Origin of the sequence: Mesorhizobium sp. M0496 (assembly GCF_040321205.1) — a bacterium.
In the GTDB taxonomy this organism is placed as follows: domain Bacteria; phylum Pseudomonadota; class Alphaproteobacteria; order Rhizobiales; family Rhizobiaceae; genus Mesorhizobium.
On sequence record NZ_JAMYRC010000002.1, the window covers coordinates 137,619 to 156,439 of the forward strand.

15 protein-coding genes are annotated in these 18,821 nt (G+C 62.9%); 6 read left to right on the plus strand and 9 right to left on the minus strand.

Annotated features, from left to right (window positions below; translation table 11 throughout):
* Positions 1–58 precede the first annotated feature (58 nt).
* Positions 59–583, minus strand: coding sequence for a GNAT family N-acetyltransferase (locus NKI73_RS03825; protein ID WP_352627528.1), 525 nt, complete (start codon positions 581–583; stop codon positions 59–61).
* 273 nt (positions 584–856) lie between these two features.
* On the opposite strand from NKI73_RS03825, the gene NKI73_RS03830 reads away from it, so the two are divergent.
* The gene (locus NKI73_RS03830; RefSeq protein ID WP_352627529.1) at positions 857–1,849 is read left to right on the plus strand and encodes a glutathione S-transferase family protein; all 993 of its coding nucleotides are present in this window, start codon (positions 857–859) and stop codon (positions 1,847–1,849) included.
* Position 1,850: 1 nt separating this feature from the next.
* On the opposite strand, the gene NKI73_RS03835 is transcribed toward NKI73_RS03830, so the two are convergent.
* Positions 1,851–2,345, minus strand: a complete 495-nt coding sequence (locus tag NKI73_RS03835) for an NUDIX domain-containing protein (RefSeq protein WP_352627530.1) — start codon at positions 2,343–2,345, stop codon at positions 1,851–1,853.
* Between the two features lie 53 nt (positions 2,346–2,398).
* Here NKI73_RS03835 and NKI73_RS03840 point away from each other — a divergent pair, with 53 nt between their 5' ends.
* Positions 2,399–3,328, plus strand: coding sequence for a metallophosphoesterase family protein (locus NKI73_RS03840; protein WP_352627531.1), 930 nt, complete (start codon positions 2,399–2,401; stop codon positions 3,326–3,328).
* Here NKI73_RS03840 and NKI73_RS03845 read toward each other — a convergent pair.
* The 4 genes from NKI73_RS03845 to leuA form a co-directional block, all read right to left on the minus strand.
* Positions 3,312–3,929 carry a hypothetical protein gene (locus NKI73_RS03845; protein WP_352627532.1) on the minus strand — a complete coding sequence of 206 codons (618 nt, stop codon included), beginning with the start codon at positions 3,927–3,929 and terminating at the stop codon, positions 3,312–3,314. The two genes, NKI73_RS03840 and NKI73_RS03845, sit on opposite strands and share 17 nt — an antisense overlap.
* A gap of 115 nt (positions 3,930–4,044) precedes the next feature.
* A complete protein-coding gene (locus NKI73_RS03850; RefSeq protein ID WP_352627533.1) occupies positions 4,045–4,848 on the minus strand; it encodes an alpha/beta fold hydrolase in 804 nt (267 codons plus the stop codon).
* A 195-nt stretch (positions 4,849–5,043) separates the two neighbouring features.
* Entirely contained in the window at positions 5,044–6,792 is a 1,749-nt protein-coding gene (locus NKI73_RS03855) for a tetratricopeptide repeat protein (RefSeq protein ID WP_352627534.1), read from the minus strand.
* Between the two features lie 184 nt (positions 6,793–6,976).
* Complete coding sequence (gene leuA, locus NKI73_RS03860) at positions 6,977–8,731, minus strand: 2-isopropylmalate synthase (protein ID WP_502909546.1); 1,755 nt, start codon at positions 8,729–8,731, stop codon at positions 6,977–6,979.
* A 647-nt stretch (positions 8,732–9,378) separates the two neighbouring features.
* On the opposite strand from leuA, the gene NKI73_RS03865 reads away from it, so the two are divergent.
* Together NKI73_RS03865 and NKI73_RS03870 are read left to right on the plus strand one after the other, a co-directional pair.
* Positions 9,379–10,545 (plus strand): ATP-grasp domain-containing protein, encoded by a 1,167-nt coding sequence (locus NKI73_RS03865; protein ID WP_352627535.1) that lies wholly within the window; start codon positions 9,379–9,381, stop codon positions 10,543–10,545.
* A 4-nt stretch (positions 10,546–10,549) separates the two neighbouring features.
* A complete protein-coding gene (locus NKI73_RS03870; protein WP_352627536.1) occupies positions 10,550–11,326 on the plus strand; it encodes an esterase family protein in 777 nt (258 codons plus the stop codon).
* Between the two features lie 157 nt (positions 11,327–11,483).
* Here NKI73_RS03870 and NKI73_RS03875 read toward each other — a convergent pair whose 3' ends face one another.
* Complete coding sequence (locus NKI73_RS03875; RefSeq protein ID WP_352627537.1) at positions 11,484–13,019, minus strand: MFS transporter; 1,536 nt, start codon at positions 13,017–13,019, stop codon at positions 11,484–11,486.
* A 145-nt stretch (positions 13,020–13,164) separates the two neighbouring features.
* On the opposite strand from NKI73_RS03875, the gene NKI73_RS03880 reads away from it, so the two are divergent.
* Together NKI73_RS03880 and NKI73_RS03885 are read left to right on the plus strand one after the other, a co-directional pair.
* Positions 13,165–14,073 (plus strand): LysR family transcriptional regulator, encoded by a 909-nt coding sequence (locus NKI73_RS03880; protein ID WP_352627538.1) that lies wholly within the window; start codon positions 13,165–13,167, stop codon positions 14,071–14,073.
* A 108-nt stretch (positions 14,074–14,181) separates the two neighbouring features.
* Complete coding sequence (locus NKI73_RS03885; RefSeq protein ID WP_352627539.1) at positions 14,182–15,255, plus strand: SIP domain-containing protein; 1,074 nt, start codon at positions 14,182–14,184, stop codon at positions 15,253–15,255.
* 27 nt (positions 15,256–15,282) lie between these two features.
* Here the strand turns inward: NKI73_RS03885 and NKI73_RS03890 are convergent, their stop codons facing one another.
* Together NKI73_RS03890 and NKI73_RS03895 are read right to left on the minus strand one after the other, a co-directional pair.
* Entirely contained in the window at positions 15,283–17,388 is a 2,106-nt protein-coding gene (locus NKI73_RS03890; RefSeq protein WP_352627540.1) for a TonB-dependent siderophore receptor, read from the minus strand.
* 63 nt (positions 17,389–17,451) lie between these two features.
* Positions 17,452–18,660: an AbrB family transcriptional regulator gene (locus NKI73_RS03895; RefSeq protein ID WP_352627541.1), complete on the minus strand. Its 1,209-nt coding sequence runs from the start codon at positions 18,658–18,660 to the stop codon at positions 17,452–17,454.
* Between the last annotated feature and the right edge of the window lie 161 nt (positions 18,661–18,821).

An 18,821-nucleotide genomic window follows, 5' to 3' on the forward strand; every position in this document is an offset into this window, starting at 1 on the left:
TCTCAGGAACAGTGGGACGGATCAGGCGCCAGATCGACGGGGAAGGTCAAGCCGTCACCTAGACGTGCTCGCCGACCCTGGCCTGGCTGGCATGGCAGACCTCGCCCGAGAGCCTGGCAACCGCGCCCGGCGCTATCTCGTGCGACAGCAGCCGGTCGAGATCGACAGGGCGAGGCATCGAAATCTGGCCGCGCGGGATCCGTTTGAAGCCGAGCGGCCCATAGTAGGGTTCGTCCCCGACCAGCATGACCGCGGGCGCACCGGTTTTGGCGGCGGCCTCCAGCGCGATTGCCACCAGCCGGCGGCCAATGCCGAGATTCTTGAAGGCCGGCCGCACCGCGAGCGGCCCGAGCATCAGCGCGCGACCGGCGCCGGCGGCGATGCGGGTCATGCGCACCGAGGCGACGACAATGTCGCCATCGACGGCGACAAAGGACAGCGAGCGTTCGTGCCCTCCGGCTTCGCGGATCTTGTAGGCGGCCAGCACAAAGCGGCCCGGCCCGAAGGCTTCGTCGTTGATGGCTTCGATCTGGAGGTCATGCGCCGGGGTTTCCGGCAGGTATTTCACGTCGGCAAGGCTCATGGTCTTTGCGTTCCGGTAAGGAGGAAAGGTTGCTGCAAACGGCAGCATTCGCCAGTCAGCGCTTCATCAAGCGCGGGCGCCCTTTCGTCGTCGGTCAAACCGGATCAAAGCAAAATCGAACATGCGGATTGTCCGCTAGCATCAATTTTCGGCCGCTGCAATCGGCCGTTTTTGTCCGTCGTTTCGGCCAAGTGACGGTCTGTTCAGCACCTGACGTCTTCGACAGGCCAATCTTGCGCCTAAATTACGCCAATAGGACGCAAGGAGATTTGCATGGGATTGCTGGTCGACGGCAGGTGGCAGGATCGCTGGTATGATACGGCGGATAACGGTGGCAGGTTCGTACGGGCGCAGTCACAATGGCGCGACTGGATCACCGTTGACGGGGCGCCGGTCGAAGGCCGAACGCGCGGCTTCAAGGCCGAGCCCGGCCGCTATCATCTCTACGTCTCGCTTGCCTGTCCGTGGGCGCACCGGACGTTGATCTTTCGTGCGCTGAAGAAGCTGGATGGCATCATATCGGTGTCGGTGGTGCATCATTTCATGGGCGCCAACGGCTGGACGTTTTTGGCTGAGGATGGCGCTACCGGCGATACGCTTTACGGCCTCGACTTCCTGCACCAGATCTATGCCAAGGCCGATCCCGCTTATTCGGGCCGGGTGACGGTGCCGGTGCTGTGGGACAAGAAGGAACAGACCATCGTCTCCAACGAATCTTCCGAGATCATCCGCATGCTGAATTCGGCTTTCGACCAATGGGGCGATGCCAGCCTCGACTTCTATCCGCAGGCGCTGCGCGGCGAGATCGACAAGATCAACGCGCTGGTCTATCCCGCCATCAACAACGGCGTCTATCGCGCCGGCTTCGCCACCACGCAGGCCGCCTATGAGGAAGCGTTCGGCGAATTGTTCGCGGCGTTGGATACGCTGGAGGAGCGGCTGTCAAAACAGCGCTATCTCGTCGGCAGCCGCATCACTGAGGCCGACTGGCGGCTGTTCACCACTTTGGTGCGCTTCGACCCGGTCTATGTCGGCCATTTCAAATGCAATCTGCGCCGCATCGCCGACTACCCGAACCTGTCCAATTATTTGCGCGATCTCTATCAGGTGCCTGGCGTGGCTGGGACCGTGAACCTGCATCACATCAAGGCACATTACTACGGCAGCCACGAGACGATCAATCCGACGCGGATCGTGCCTGTCGGGCCTAAACTGGACTATGGCGCTCGGCATGACCGGGCGCGGCTCAGCAGGGCGGCGGCCTGATCTACCAGTAGGGCGAGGGCTGCTCGCCGCCAAAAACCTCGGCGATCCGGCGCAGCGTCGCCGGCGTCGTTTTCTCGGGCAAGCGGTCGAGCGGGAAGAAGCCGGCTTCGGCGATCTCGTGGTCCGGGAGTTTTGGTGCCGTCTGGCCGAAGCGCTCGATCACGTAGAAGCCTACATGGTCACGCCGGCTGGCGCGGCGGTTGAAATGCATCGATTTGAACACCGGCGGGGCGGTCAGCGCGATGTTGCCTTCCTCGGCCAGTTCACGTGCCAGCGCCTCGGCAAGCGTCTCGCCGACTTCGACACCGCCGCCGGGAAGCTGCCAGCCCGGCACATAGGTGTGGCGGATGAGGAAGACGGAATTGGATGCCGTGTCGTGGATCAGGCCGCGCACTCCAAGCGTCATCGGCCGCCGCAGCACGAAATAGAGATGGAACAGCCTGGCCCTCAGACCCGCCCAGCCGGCTTGGCGGAAGGCATCTTCAGGCTTCACCATCAGGCGCGAAACCGTGGCTGGAAAGCCAAGCGCGGGTCGCCTATGAAGGAGAAATGTTCAGGCTCGCGCATATTTCCGATGTCCATCTGGGGCCGCTTCCCGATGTATCCTATCGCGATCTCGCCTCCAAGCGCGTGCTCGGCTACGTCAACTGGCAGCGCAACCGCCGCCGCCATATGCATGACGCCGTCATCGACACGATCGTCGCCGACATCAAGGCGAACACGCCTAATCACCTCGCCGTCACCGGCGACCTGGTCAATCTGGCGCTCGACGGCGAGATCGAGATGGCCAGGCACTGGCTGGAGACGCTGGGACCGCCGCATGATGTTTCGGTCGTTCCGGGCAACCACGACGCCTATGTGCCCGGCGCGTTCGATAAGGCCTGCCGATCCTGGGCAGCGTGGATGAGCGGTGACGGCGTCGACACGCCGGTCGACCGCAACGCGTTCCCCTATCTGCGCGTGCGCGGCAATGTCGCGCTGATCGGCGTCTCGACGGCACGCGCCACGGCGCCCTTCATGGCCAACGGCTTCTTCATGGAAGGCCAGGCGGAGCGGCTCGGCGAGCTGCTCGATGCCACGGCCCGGCAGGGGCTGTTTCGCGTCATCATGATCCACCATCCGCCGGTGCGCGGCGCGGTCCCTCAGCACAAGCGGCTGTTCGGCATTGCCCGCTTTCACAAGATCATGCGTCGCCATGGCGCCGAACTTGTCCTGCACGGCCATTCGCATCTGCCGTCGCTGTTCTTCATCGGCGGTCGAGGCGTCAGGATCCCAGCAGTCGGCGTTGCTGCCGCAGGCCAGGCACCGGGCGGCAACAACCCGGCGGCGCAGTATAATCTGTTCGACATCGACGGTGAAAAGGGCAATTGGCGGATCCGGCTGACGCGGCGCGGCCTGACCGGGCCGTCGATACCGCCATCCGACCTGCAAACGCTGGAGCTTGGCACGGAGGCCGGAGCCGCTATGGCCGCAAGCTGAGGCTCATGGCGACGATACGGTCCCAGAACAAGACGACCGACACCACAAGGCCGACCAGTGCGCCGGCGGCGACCAGGCCAAGCCCGGAGACAAAGGCCGACCAGCCCTTGCTGCGCGTCATCGCGCGCAGTGGCGGTTCGGCTTCCGGGACATCGGCGCGTTTCATGCCGGCGATAGCCGGCTCGACCCCACCTTCCATCATCCTCTGACGCTCGACGATGCGCTCGGCGACATAGCGCGTCACGGAATCGGCAACCGGCTTCATCTCAGTCGATTCGGCAAGCACCACCCGGCCGATGCGGGTGTCCTTGAGGAAGCGATAGGTGCGGCGGTCGCGTCCCATGGCAACATGGCTGACGGCGTCGATCCACAGGCGCGGCTGCAAGCCTGACGAGACGACAAAGTCGAAATTGTCCATGTCGGCCGGAACATCGGCAAAAACCGGCGCCAGCTCGGCGGCGAGCAGATCGAGGCGCATGCGATGCGCCTCGCGCATATCGACGACGACGTCGTCACGGTCGGCGAAGGCATTTTTCACATCACGGATGGCATCGGACAGTTTCTTCGACTGATCGATGGTCTTCTCGCCTGCTTCCTTCATCGGCGTCTGCCTCGCGGGTTTGGTTAACATGGCGTTAACACGGCCGCCGGCAAAATGCACTGGCGAGATGGACGGGATCGAGGCGCGCACGAAGGTTGTTGTGCGCGAAAAAAGGTCAGCTGGCCGCCGCGGCGAATTTCTGGCGATGCGGCCTGGCGCGGCGGTTGGTGTTGCGGCGAATGATCTCGGCCACGAGGTCGGGGGCTTCCTCGGCCAGCATATGGCCGGCCTCCAGCACATGGTGCACGTGAAAATGCGCCGGCAGATCATCCGCCTGGGTAAAGGGCAGCACCGCGTCGTCGGTTCCCCACGCCACCATCACCGGCATGTTCAGCCCGTCGAGACGATCGTGCGGGATGACGCCTTGGCGATCATCCATGGTCATTGCGGCCGCGATCTCGACGAGTTTTTCCAGCTGGCCGGGTCGCCGGCGCATTTCCCAGAGGCTGTCCATGGTGTGATCGAGCGGCCGGGCTGATGGCCCCGACATGGCGGCGAGGCAGGACCGGATCTCGGACCGATCCTGTGCACCGGCATAGCGGCGCAACAATGGTCCGTTGATCTCCGGGCCAATGCCGCCCGGCGCCAGAAGCGTCAGCGAGGCGATTTTGTCGGGCTCGGCCAACGCCATCAGCGTTGCCACCGCACCGCCCATAGAGTGGCCCACGAGATGAACGCGCCTCAGGCGACGCTCCGTGAGATCGGCGAGCACGGCCCTTGCCGCCACCTTGGCTGGACCTGCGGCGGGAAAATCGAGCGACAGCCCATGCCCCGGCAGATCATAGGCCAGCGTGTGCGTGGCAGGCGCCATCGAGGAAATCACCTCGCGCCAGATATCGTGGCAACCACCGAAACCATGCATCAGGACAATGGCCTTCGAGCCAACGCCCTGTTCGGCGGCAAAAAGCGATGCGGTCATGAAAACTGTTTTTTGTTATTGCAAGAATGCGCGACACCAAGTGTGGCTGAATTGCGCCTAGTGTACAGCGATGGCCAGTAAAATTTTCGCGATTTGTACGGTTCCGGACAGACCTCGGCGACCAGCCGGCAGTGGCGATCGGAGCACGGGAAATCCACTGGAACGTGGCCCCCGTTCCGCGGATGTCGATTGGTGTCAGCTTGGGTTGCCGAGCCCGGCTGCGCGCAGCGCCTGGACCAGCCGGTCGGTCAGGTCAGCCGGATATTTCCGCTCGACAAAGGTCGCGCGCGGATCGGCGGCAAATTTAGGGAACTCGGTGTTCAGTTGGTTCAACAACGCGCTCACCAGATGATCCTGTCCGGCGGCCTTGGCGCCGATCAGCCGCGCCGCCAGATAGTGCGATTTCGTTGCCGTCGTTCTCAATGCCATGCTGGCCGCGATGGCTTTGTTCATGTCGCCGAGCATGAACTCACCAACGAACACCCCGTAGTCCCACCATGTCGAGTGCCCGCTGAAGGTCTCCGCCGCATGGTCAAGGATCGGCGTTCCCTCCGCATATCGGCCGGCGAAGATCAGCCCGTAGCCGTAGGCGGCGGCCATACCGAGGTCGTAGGGATTGAGTTCGTAGGCCTTGCGCATCCAGCGGATCGCTTCGTCCGTATTGCCGAGGCGCGAACTGACATAGCCGTAGGAGCGATGCGCATAAGGGCTGGTCGGCCCCATCTGCACGCCGCGATGGGCAAACTCCACGGCCTTTTCGATCGTCGCATTGGGCGGATAGGCATAATGATCGGAGACCGCTTCCAGATGCAGGGAGGCAAGTTCCGAATAGACGAGCGAGGATTTCGTGCCGCCATTGGCCAGCTTCTCGAGGCAGCGATAGGCGGCCTCATGGGTCCTGGCGTTCTGGTCGAGATAGTATTTGTCGTTGAGCAGCAGGCATTGCGTCAGACCGTTTGGCGCACCGGTCTGCTCGATATAATTGTAGATCGTGCCCGAGGCGGGAAGAGCCGAACTCAGCATGTCGGCGATACGGTCTTCGACCGCGGCAGGTGCGCTGTCGGCAGGGGTGAGATTGCGCGAAAGAAGCACCCTTCCGGACGCCATGCTTTGCAGTTCGATCGAGATGTCGCCCGCGTTCGGTCCAGGCAGGATGTCGAATATGAAGCTGGTGGCGTCGTCGGCCGGATCGGTGACGGTGTCACGGCCGATGAAGTCGATCGTATCGAAACCGCTCAGTCCGGCACGCAGCGACGCGGCGACACGGCTGGCGTCGGTGCCTTCCGCCTTGAGGCCGATATAGACTTGCGGCAGGTCGTCAGCCATTGCCGATGACGCGATGCTTCCGGTTGCGCCGGCGGTCTCGAGCGTTGCCGACATGTCGCCGCCAGCCAGCAAGGCACTGCTGCCCTGACGAAGGATCAGTACGCCCAGCATGGCGATGACCACGGCAATCGCCATCCAGAAGAAGCGGAGATGGCGCACCACCGAGGGCGCGGGCGAAGGCGACACGGAAACCAGCGACACCGCATCCGGCGCACTGGCGTCCTTGGGCCGCTCGGCTGACTCAGCGCCGTCCAGCTTGAGATCCGGCAACCTTATGGCGTTCAATTCATAGGCGGGAACATAGCCGCCGCGTGGAATGGCGATGCGGACAGGCTCGGCAACGCCCTCATTGGCAAAATAGTGCTGCAGAAGCTCGCGCAGCCTGCCTGCCTGCACCCGCACCACGGCATCGGTGGACGGATCGAAATCGCCGTCCTTGCCAAAAACATCCATGGCGATGGAGAAGCCCTTGAGCCTGTCGGCTTCGCCGGCTTGTTCACGTTCGACAAGATAACGAAGCAGCTTGCGCGCACGTTCGGATCGTCCGAACGTTTGGCTGGCAAGCAGTCGCTCCAGTGTCTCGCGCACTGCGGGGGCGGCAGGCGTGGCATGCTGCAAGTGTCGATCCTCTCGAAGTCGGCACAGGTTGAGGCGCGATCATATAGGTCCCGCACCGCCACACAAGTATACTCCCATTATGCGATCACGTACCCCACCGGATAATTCCGCGGTGGTTAATGGCCCGAAAGATCGGAACCGATCACCAGGTTGGGACGGTCCCGATCTTTGTTCCGTTCGTGCGTCAGCCGGTTTTCTTGCCAACGATACGGTTGGCGGCGGACATCACCGCTTCCAGCGAGGCGGCGACGATGTTGGTGTTGATGCCGGCGCCGAACAGCTTGCCGCCGGGATATTCCATCTCGACATAGGAAATGGCCGAGGCGTTCGAGCCACGCTGCAACGAGTGCTCGGAATAGTCGAGCACCGACATCTCGACGCCGAGATGGCGCGACAGCGCATCGACGAAGCCGTCGATAGGACCGGTGCCTGTGCCGGAGATCGTCACTTCCTTGCCATTGTCCAGGATGACCGCCTCGACGACGCGCCGGCCCTTGATTTCGGTGCTGGGATAGGTGTGGTGATCGAGGAATTTCAGCCGCGCGGCCGGCTGATCGACATAGGTCTCGAGAAAGCGCTCGTAGATGCGCCTGGCCGGCACTTCCTTGCCCTCGGCGTCGGTGATCGCCTGGATTTCCTGGCTGAATTCGATCTGCAGATTGCGCGGCAGATTGAGGCCGTAATCGGCCTGCAGCACATAGGCGATGCCGCCCTTGCCGGACTGCGAGTTGATGCGGATGATGGCTTCATAGCTGCGGCCGACATCAGCCGGATCGATCGGCAGATAGGGCACTTCCCACAGGCTCGTATTGGCCTTCTTCAGCGCCTTCATGCCCTTGTTGATGGCATCCTGGTGCGAGCCGGAGAAGGCGGTGTAGACGAGTTCGCCGACATAGGGGTGGCGCTCGGGGATCTTCAACTGGTTCGAATATTCGTAGACGTCCTTCATCCGGTTGATGTCGGAGCAGTCGATCAGGGGATCGACACCTTGCGTGTACATGTTGAGCGCCAGCGTGACGATGTCGACATTGCCGGTGCGCTCGCCATTGCCGAACAGCGTGCCTTCGACACGGTCGGCGCCGGCCATCAGCCCGAGTTCGGTGGTGGCGATGCCGGTGCCGCGGTCATTGTGCGGGTGCAGCGAGACCAGCAGGTTCTCCCGGTTGTCGAGATTGCGGCACATCCATTCGATGCGGTCGGCATAGATGTTGGGTGTCGACATCTCGACCGTCGACGGCAGGTTGACGATCAGCTTGTTGTCTGGCGTCGGCCTGACGATCTCGGCGACGGCGTTGCAGATCTCCAGCGCCACTTCGAGTTCGGTGCCGGTAAAGCTTTCCGGCGAATATTCGAAGCGAAAGCCGCCTCCGGCCTTGGCCGCCATGTCGGTGATCATCTTGGCCGCGTCGGTGGCGATGCGCTTGATGCCGCCGACGTCCTTTTCGAAGACGACGCGGCGCTGCAATTCGCTGGTCGAATTGTAGAAATGCACGATCGGGTTGGTGGCGCCCTTGAGCGCCTCGAAGGTGCGGGTGATCAGTTCGGGCCGGCACTGCACCAGCACCTGCAGCGAGACGTCGGCGGGTACGTTGCCTTGCTCGATGCACCAGCGGGCAAAGTCGAAATCGGTCTGCGAGGCCGACGGGAAGCCGATCTCGATCTCCTTGAAGCCCATGTCGAGCAGCAGGCCGAACATGCGCGCCTTGCGCTCGTGACCCATCGGATCGATCAGCGCCTGGTTGCCGTCGCGCAGGTCGACCGAGCACCAGATCGGCGCCTTGTCGATGACCTTCGAGGGCCAGGTGCGGTCGGCGAGGCCGACGGTCGGATAGGGCTGATATTTGCGGGCTGCGTCGGACATACCCTTGTTCTGGATGCTTCTTTCCGCACCCTTGCCGGCTACCGCGGCATCGGAACGGATCTCTTCTCGTGCGTTCATCGTCTTTTCTCCCGGCGGCTCATGGATCCACCTCAGATGGATTGATGGCGAGCGGCGCCTTTACCAGAATTTCGTTCGCTTGATGTGATTGCCAAGGAGCATGCGCTTGCGCGGCGGTTCGACCGCCGGGCGCTCCTTCAGCGAACCCGGCGATCGCCGATAAGGCCGAGAAGAAGCAGGGTCGAAGCCAGCGCGCGCACGGTCTCGCCGGAAAAACCGGTCGGACGGGAAGCGTTGGTGGCGCGCGTGTTCATGGCTGATCTCATATAGGAGCGGCTTGTGGGAGGCAAGTGGGGCCGCATTGCTAGTAGGGCTGACGACAGCCAGTTCGGCGATGTCGGCAGCTTTTGTGCCGGCAGCTTTTCACGATAGGAATTTTTTCTTGACTCCGTGCCCTCAGCTATGGTACATATTTGTCCATGGTGCTGATTTGCGCCAGTGACCCGCCGCGCAGGCGGGTTTTTCGTTTGATGCTCAGTCGGCCAATCGCCGCCGAAGGCTGCGACGGAACCCATTAACCCGAGTTCGTAGCCCTGGCATGGCGGGGCGGAATCTCTAACGCGCATGCTCTTCCCCAGGCGCGGCAAATGCGCCAGACTTGGGCGCCGACGGGTTTGCGATGTCCTGTCGCCGGGAGGGGGTCATCCATGAATTTCGTGTTCTTCTCGCCGCATTTTCCCGCAAATGGCGCGGATTTCTGCGACCGTTTGAAGAAGGCCGGAGCCAGGGTGCTCGGCATCGGCGACGCACCCTATGACGCACTCGACGCCAAGCTGAAGGCGGCGCTTTCGGAATATTACCGCGTCGCCGACATGGAAGACTACGATCCGGTATTCCGGGCGATGGGGCATTTCATCCACAAATGGGGCCGCATCGACCGCTTTGAATCGCTCAATGAGCACTGGCTGGAGCTGGAAGCCAACATCCGCACCGACTTCAACATCTACGGCACCAAGCTTGATTTCGTGAAGAATCTGAAGCGCAAGAGCCGCATGCGCGCCTTCTTCCGCAAGAGCGGTGTCGACACCATCGCGCAGCGCAAATGCTCCGACCGTGCTGGGGCCATGACCTTCATCCGCCGCGTCGGCTATCCCGTGGTGGTCAAGCCCGACAGCGGCTCGGGCGCCTCGAACACCTTCAAGATTTCCAACGCCAAGGAGCTCGACCAATTCTTCAGGGACAAGCCCGAGGACGTGACCTTCGTCATGGAGCAGTTCATCGAGGGGCTGGTGGTGACCTTCGACGGATTGGTCAACCGTGACGGCGAGGTGGTGCTGGCGGCCAGCCACCGCTACGACCAGAGCGTCATGGAGGTGGTCAACAAGGATCGCCACATGAGCTATACCTGCTTTCCCAGGATCAGTCCGGCGGTCGAGGAGGCCGGCCGCAAGATCCTGAAGGCATTCGACGTGCGCGAGCGCTTCTTTCACATCGAGTTGTTCGAGACCAAGGACAACCGGGTCATCGCGCTGGAGGTCAACATGCGCCCGCCCGGCGCCTGGATGACCGATGCCATCAACTATACCTTCGACATCGACGTCTATGCGGCATGGGCCGACATGGTGGTCAGGGATGCCGCCGGCGGGCCCTATGAGGGCAAGTATTTCACCGCCTACGCCAGCCGCAAGCGACGCCTCAGCTATTTGCACAGCCATGAGGACGTGTTAGCCGCCCATGGCGACAAGATCGTCCACCATCAGGCCATCGAAGAGGTTTTCAGCCGCGCCATGGGAAATTACGCCTACCAGATGCGCTCGAAGGACGAAGCGGCGCTGCGCGAGGCGGTCGCCTACATCCACGCGGAAAAGGTGTGAGGCGATGGACATCTCCTATCACAAGAGTTTCTCGGACAAGCTCGGCCGCGACATGGAATACAAGCGCTACGGCCACGCCGGCCGGCCGGTGGTGGTGTTTCCGACCTCGCAGGGGCGCTTCTACCAGTTTGAGGATTCCGGCGGCGTAGGCGCACTGGCCGAATTCATCGACACCGGCCGCATCCAGCTGTTCACGGTCGACGGCGTCGATTCGGAATCCTTCTTCGACAAGCATGCGGACGCCGCGCACCGCATCGCCCGCCACGAGGCCTATTTCCGCTATGTGCGCGAGGAGGCGCTGCCGGAATTCCTGTCGGCAGCCGAGCAAGCCAATGGTGGGCGCAAGCTGAAACCGTTGTTCTCGGGCTGCTCGATGGGCGGCTACCACTCGTCGAACTTCGTCTTCCGCTTTCCTGAACTCGCCAGCGGCGTTATCGCGCTGTCGGGCGTCTATTCGGCCGGCGACTTTTTCGGCAAGGCGCTTGAAGGCGACATCTTCTACAATTCGCCGCTCGACTATCTGCCAGGCATCGTCGATCCGAAACTGCTTGCCCGCCTGAAGGCGCTGCGGCTGATCTTCTGCTGCGGACAGGGCGCCTGGGAGGAGCGGATGCTGGTCGAAACACGCAAGCTGGAACAGATCCTGCGTGACAAATCCATTCCCGCCTGGGTCGATTATTGGGGCGGCGACGTCAGCCACGACTGGCCGTGGTGGCACAAGCAACTGGTCTATTTCTTCGGCCGCTGGCTGGATGAGGACCTGATGCACAGGCTGGACTGAGGTGCGTCGATATTCAGCCGGCCTGCGAACGACGGCCTGACCTGACTCTCAACACACGCACGTCCGCATTGCCGTCACGGGCAACGGCTTAAATGGCGAGGGCCACATGACCTTCACGCTGGACGGCGATCGCATAGCGAGCCTGGTCATAGCCTGACTACCCTTCCTGGCATGCCGGCAAGGGTGCTGCCTCGTGTTCCGACGCCGATCCGCGACGCAGGCCAAGGAAGACGACGATGGCGGTCATGACGGTGATTGCCGCCAGCACGATCAACAGCCTGTCGAACGCCGTCTCGTAAGCCTGGATCAGGATGGTGGCGCTGGCCATCGGCAGATATTGCGCTGTTGCGCCGACATTGCCCGTCACCAGCAACTGCGCTGCTGCCGCCGCATCCACAGGAGAAGCCATTCCCTGCGCGGTGAGCTGCGCGGCATTGAAACCCGACAGGGTCGCCATGACGATCGCCAGCGCCACGCCCTCGCAGGCGACGCGGGTGGTGTTGAAGATGCCGACCGCCATGCCGGCGCGCTCCCGCGGCACGACGCTGACGGCAAGCCCGTCCATCAACCCCCAGGGTAGAGCGATGCCGACGCCGATCAGCATCAGCGGTGCCACCAGCGCGCTGTCGACCGGCACGACGCGGCTCAGCCAGACAAGGCCGGCGGCGGCGACGAGCAGGCCGACGCCGCAGATCGTGGCCGGAGCAACCCAGCGCGCCAGTTGGCCAGCTAGCATCGGCAGGATCAGCAACGGGGCCGAGAGGCAGATCATCAATTGCCCCGCCTTGATCTCGCTCATCCCTTCGATGCCGATGAAGCGGATCGGCAACAGCACGAGCAGGACCACAAAGGCATAGGCGGGTGCCGCCGCCAGGAACTGGACGCCGACGAAGCGCGGATAGGCAAACAGCGTGAGATCCAGCATCGGCCGGTGCACGCGTCGCTCAACGACGACGAAGGCGACAAAGAAGATGGCGGAAGCGGCGAGAAGCGTGATGACGAGGGGATTGCTCCAACCGCTCTGTGGGGCCTGGAGCACGCCATAGGTCAGCGACGCCAGCGCGATCGTGAAGGTGCCGGCTCCCGCCCAGTCGACGCCTGTCGCATCCGGGTCGCGCGATTCCCTGATGGTACGCAGGCCGAGCATTGCGGCGGCAATCGCGAGTGCCGCAACCAGAAGAAAGATCGACCGCCAGCCGAATGCATCGATGAGCAGGCCGGAGGCGATCGGGCCGAAGGCGAGGCCGATGCCGAAACTGGTGCCGAGGAAACTGAAGGCACGCAGCCGCAAATGTCCTTCGAATTCCTGGGCGAGCGCGGACGCACCGCCGGCAAAGGCGGCGGCGCTGCCGATCCCTTGCACGGCTCTCAGCACATCCAGCCAGACGATGTCAGGTGCGAACATCGAGCCCAGCGTGGCAAGGACATAGAGGCCGAGGCCAGCAAGGAAGATCCGCTTGCGGCCAAGGTTGTCGGCCAGCGCGCCTGCCGCCATCAGGCTGGCGCCGAAGGCCAGCATGAAGGCATTGGTCACCCAGTTGAGCTCGATCGGGCTGCCGCCGAGATCGGCCGCGATGCGGGACAGGGCAACCGCCGGTCCGGTGAAGGTCAAAGGCATCGTCATCGCGGCAAGGCATACCGACAAGAGCACGAGCCATCTCTCGGCCGGGCCGGTTCTGGTCTTCAAAGTCATGGGTTTTCCTATCTGAAGCAGGATCTGTCGGCAGGTCGCGCGGTCGCGGCGCCGGTCACCGACAAGATAGGTCGACGACATTTCCGGCGAAATAGTATTAGATCTCCAGTCATACCGGAATGAAACGCTCGAATGGAATGGTGCAATGGATCGTCTCAGCGGCCTGATGGCCTTCGCACGCACGGCTGAGCTTGGCAGTTTCGTCGCCGCCGGCCAGGCGCTCGGCATTTCTGCTTCCGCCGTCGGCAAGAGCGTCGCAAGGCTCGAACAGGAGCTTGGTGTCCGGCTCCTGCAACGCAGCACGCGGCGCATCGGTTTGACGGAAGAGGGCAGGCTGTTCAACGAGCGGGTGCGGCGCATTCTCGACGACATCGACGACGCCGAGGCGATGCTGTCGCGGACACGGGAGACGCCGCGTGGGCGGCTGCGCGTCTCGACCCCGATCGTCACCTATCATCTGTTGTTGCCGGTGCTGTCGGAGTTCATGGCCCGCTATCCCGAGATCGAACTCGACATCGATTTCAACGATCGGATCGTCGACGTGATCGACGAGGGCATCGATGTCGCGATCCGCAGCGGCGAGTTGCCGGATTCACGGCTGGTATCGAGATCCGTTGCGCCCTTCCGCATGCTGCTGTGTGCGGCGCCCTCCTACCTCGACCGCCATGGCACACCCGGCGAGCCGGCGGATCTCATCAGGCATTTCGGCATAAACTTCCGCTTCCTCAACAGCGGCAGGCTGCTGGAGTGGCCATTCATTACAGGAAGCGCTGAACCGCAGATACGCTCGATGCTGACCTGCAACAACATGGAGGCGTTGAAAGGCGCCACACTCGCAGGCCTCGGCATCGCCTGCATGCCGGATTTCCTGGTGCGCGAGGCGCTGCACGAAGACAGGCTGCGCACCGTCCTCGATGATCATGTCGATGGCCGTGGCCAGTTCAGGATGCTGTGGCCCTCCAATCGCCATTTGTCGCCGAAGGTGCGCGTCTTCGTCGATTTCCTTCCCGAGCGCCTTGCAGCGGCGCCAAGCGGTTCGTCGGAGAAAATATGACTTTTATTATCATGTTTCTATGGAAATGCCGAAGCGGCTGTGGCATGCCGCTGATCGCGAGGACGCCGCGCGGCGACTTGCGCCAAACGGTTTCGAAGGACTTGAGTGATGGACCAACTGAGCGCGCAGACCCATATCAGCGATGAGGCAACCAGGTCGGCGATAGAGCGGCTGCGCGCCGAACACGGCGAATTCGAGATCGAAACCGGCGTTGCCGATCGGTGGGAGCTTCGCCTGCATTACGGCTCGTTGAGCGCCACGCTCGAGGATGACGGCATGCTGATCCGGGTCGCGGCGACAGACGAGACTTGCCTGTCCTACATGAAGATGACGGTTGCCGGCCATGTTGCCGAACATCTTGGCACGGCCAGCGGACTGCGCTGGCAAGGCGACGGCAGCGATGCCGGCACGCCGGTTTTCTTCCGCGAGATCACGGTAATGGCATCGACGCGGATCTCGGCGCATATGCAGCGCCTGCGCTTCGCCGGCAGGGATCTCGGCCGGTTTACCCATGGCGGCCTGCATATGCGGCTGCTATTGCCGCCAGCTGGGCGGCGGCCGGTCTGGCCGACGATGGGTGCCGACGGCCTGATTGTCTGGCCCTCGGGCGACGATGCTCTAACCGTGCGAGTCTACACGATCCGGGCGGTGGATGCCGCAAGCGGCTGGCTCGACGTCGATTTCGTGCTGCACCCCGGCCAGGACACGCCCGCCGCCACCTTCGCGCAAAACGCAGAGCCGGGAGACGTCATCGGCATGATCGGACCCGGCGGCGGCGACGCCCCGGTGGCGCATACCCTGCTTCTGCTCGGCGACGACACCGCACTGCCCGCCATTGGCAGGATCCTCGAGCATCTGCCGCCGTCAACCCGCGCCGAGGCACTCATCGAGGTCGATGGTCCGGATGACCGGATCGCGCTGGCGCAAGGGGACAATATCGATATCACCTGGCTTTACCGGCACGGCCGCGAGGCCGGCACCGCCGACCTGTTGCCGGCCGCCTTGCTGGAGCGCAGTCATATGGCGCTTGCCGACGGCCTGTACGTCTGGGCCGGATGCGAATTCGGCGATTTCCGGGAGATACGCAAGATCGTTCGCAAGCAATGGAGCCTGTCGCGCGACCGGCATCTGGTCACCGCCTACTGGCGCCGGGACGCGCAGGGCGAGGGCGGCGAGTACTAGTCGCCACCCTCCTGGAACGGCGTTCCATCAGAAGCGGTAACGCAGGCTGGCAAACAACGAGCGGCCCTCGTCGCGGTAACAATAGCCGGCGGAGCAGATGGTCTTCTGGTTGTCGAACAGGTTCTTGGCGTTGACCTGCAGCTTGACGCCTTCCAGCTTCGGATTGCGGTAGCCGAAATCATAGGAAAGCGAGGCGTCGACGAAGGCGCGGGCGCTGTTCTTGAACGTGTTGGTGTCGTCGCCATAGCTCGAACCGGCGACGCGCACGCCCGTGCCCAGCCCCAGCCCTTCCAGCGTGCCGTTCTCGAACTGATAGTGGCCCCATAGCGACAGGATGTGGTTCGGCGTCGCTGATAGCTCCTTGCCATCGGTTCCTTCGGCGCCCTGCTCGATCCTGACGCGAAGATACGTATAGGAGGCGATGAAGCTGAAGCCGTTGTCGAGCGAGGCATTGGCTTCCAGTTCAACGCCACGCGAATTCAGGTCGAGCTGGCGCTGCTTGTTGATGCCGGTCGAGGCGTCGAAGACGACACCGTCCTTCTGGTCGATGTCGAACAGCGCGGCGCTGACGGTCGCATTGTAGTTCGGGATCTCGTATTTGACGCCGATCTCCTTCTGCGTGGCGATGGTCGGGCGGGCGACGCGGCCGACGGGGCTGGTAACGTCGTCATAGACGAAGCCGATGTTGGGCGAGAACGAGGTCGAATAATTGACATAGGGCGTGATGCCCCACTCGGTCTGGTAGGACAGGCCGAGACGGCCGGAAAAGGCGCTGTCCTTCTGCTTCGAGGTGCTGAAGTCGGCGGCGGTGGAGGTGGTGTCGACCCAGTCGTAGCGGCCGCTGGTGAACAGGGTGAAGTCGTTCCACTCCATCTGGTCGTGCAGGTAGACGCCGAGCTGGTTCATCTCCTGGCCGCCGGAGTGGGGAACCGGCATCGCCTTGATGTCGTCGACCGAGACATAGGACAGACCGCTGCCGGCATCGTAGTCCGACCAGGCATAGTCGATGCCGCCGACGGCGATGTGCCTGACCGCGCCGGTGTCGAACTCAAACTGCGCCATGTTGTCGACAACGAAGTTCTTCATGGTTTCGGTGTAGTGGCCCCAGTAGCGCTTCAGGTCGGCGCCGTCCGGATAGTGGCCGCTGTACTCGATGTCGCTGTCGACGGCGTTGTAGCGCAGGTTCTGGCGCACCGTCAGCACATCGTTGAAGCGATGCTCGAACTCGTAGCCGATGCGGCCCTGGGTCTGGTCGAAATCGTTCCAGGCCGGATCGCCCTCATAGACGTCGGACAGCACGCCATAGCCTGAATTGTAGAAGGCGGCCGTGCCACCGGTGACCGATTTCGAATATTCGCCAAGAATGGTGAGCTTGGTGTCCTCGTCCGGCTTGAAAGTGACGGCCGGCGCCAGATAGATCTTGTCGTCGGGATAGCCCGACAATTCGGTATCGCTTTTGCGGCCGAGGCTGGTGAAGCGATAGAGGATTGTGCCGTCTTCGTTCACGGGCCCGGAGGCGTCAAGGGCTGCCTGAAACCGGTTGTGCTCGCCGGCGAGCAGTTCGATCTCTCGATAGGGCTCATCCTTGGGGCGCTTAGTGACGACGTTGACGATGCCGCCGGGACCGCTGACGCCGTAGAGCGACGATGCCGGGCCTTTCAGGATGGTGACACCCTCGATGCCGTAGGGCTCTGTCCTGAACCAGGCCGAGGGGCCGTTGTACTGGCGCAGCCCATCGCGGAACATGCCGTTGTAGAAGGCCTGGAAGCCGCGCAGGAAAAACGCGTCGTAGCGGGTGTCGAAGCCGAAGCTGTTGGGATTGGCGCTGGCCGTGTAGCCGAGCGTTTCGTTCAGCGTGCGCGGCTTCTGGTCCTCAATCTGCTTCTGCGTCACCACCGAAATGGCCTGCGGAATCCTGGCCAGCGGCGTGTCGGTCTTGGTGCCGATGCGATCCTTCTTGGCGACATAGCCATCCTGCTTCAGGATTTCGTTGCTCTGCGCGGTGACCTCGATGTTGCCGAGCATGCTGGACGTTTCGCTGTCCTGCGCATGTGCAGCGCCGGACTGGCCAAGCATTGCCGCACTGCCCAGCAGTGAGATCCCCAGGCGCCATGTCGTCAGCCTTGTTCGCATCAACTCGTCTCCACCGTCTCACGCTTGATTGCGTCCCCGCGTTCTCAAATATGAGTATGTTAGTCAAGTATTTTTTCCCCGCAACGGCCCAAGCTGGCATGGGCCGTTGCAGAGCGGCATCGCTGATAGATTCGACTGAACGATTTTGAGCTTCTGGGGCGGCGGCCTTGCCTGCCTGACGCTTCTCGCCACCAGCCGCGCCACGCTCGGGCCGACCAGCAGCACGATCAGGAATCGTGCCGATTGCAGCGCCATGACGAAGGAGATGTCGACGTTCTGCGCGGCGGCGGCGATGATGGCGATGCTGTCCATGCCACCGGGGCTGGTCGCCAGATAGGCGGTCAGCGGATCGATGCCCAAGAGATGGCTGATCATGAAGGCAAGGCCGCCGCAAAAGGCGATCAGCGCCACTATCGACGCGATGATCTGCGGCAGAGCGCGCGTCGCATGGCGCAGGATCGGCCTGGTGAAATTCAGGCCGATCGACCAACCGACCATCGCGTAACTCACAGCGAGCAGCCATGGCGGCAATTGCATCTCCACGCCCAAGCCGAGATGGACGACAGTGCCGAAGACGAAGGTGCCGAGGAAGAAGGGCGAGGGCAGCCGGCAAAGCTTTCCCGACAGGCCGCCGACAAGCGCGATGCCGATGGTGGCGGCGAAGGCTTGGGCATCGATCGGCGGAAACCAGATGATGGCGGGGATTTCGATGCCCGATGTGTCGACCCACATCTTGGCAACGAGTGCAGCCGTCATCGAGACGAAGATGACGCGCAGATATTGCATGAAGGCGACGAGACGCTGGTCGGCGCCGAAGGCACCGGCCATCAGCACCATGGCGGTGGCCGCACCCGGCGACGAACCCCAGACGGCTGTAGTGCCTGGCAAGATGCGCCAGCGGCTGATCAGCCAGCCGAGCAGGCTGGAGGCGGTGACGGTGGCCACCACGACGCCGAGAAACAGCGGCCATTCCCGGTAGAAGACCGGAAAGATATCGGCCGAGATCGACGCTGCGACAAGGCAGCCGACGATCGCCTGGGCGGCGCCGAACGCAAGACGCGGCACGCGCACCGTGGCGTCATTGGTGCCGGCGACGATGGCCGCCAGCATCGGCCCGATCAGCAGCGCCGCCGGCAGGGCGGCGAGTTCCAGCGCACCGGCGAACAGCAGGGAAACGATCAGCAGAGCCAGCCATTGCCAGAGCTTGCGCATCCGCGCCATGCGCTCGAGTGTGGGCAGGTCCGGGGATGGCTGCTCGGCCGAGGAATCCATGTTTTGGTCTTAGACGCGAACCGGGACGATGCGAACCCCGCTACGCCGAAAAAGGAAGCTGTGTGATGCGTGGTCTCTCAGTTAGCGAGAGGTATGCTGGTCAAATCTTCCGGGTAGGACCGTGGTCGCGGACGACCATAGTCCGTCCTCAGCAAACGTCT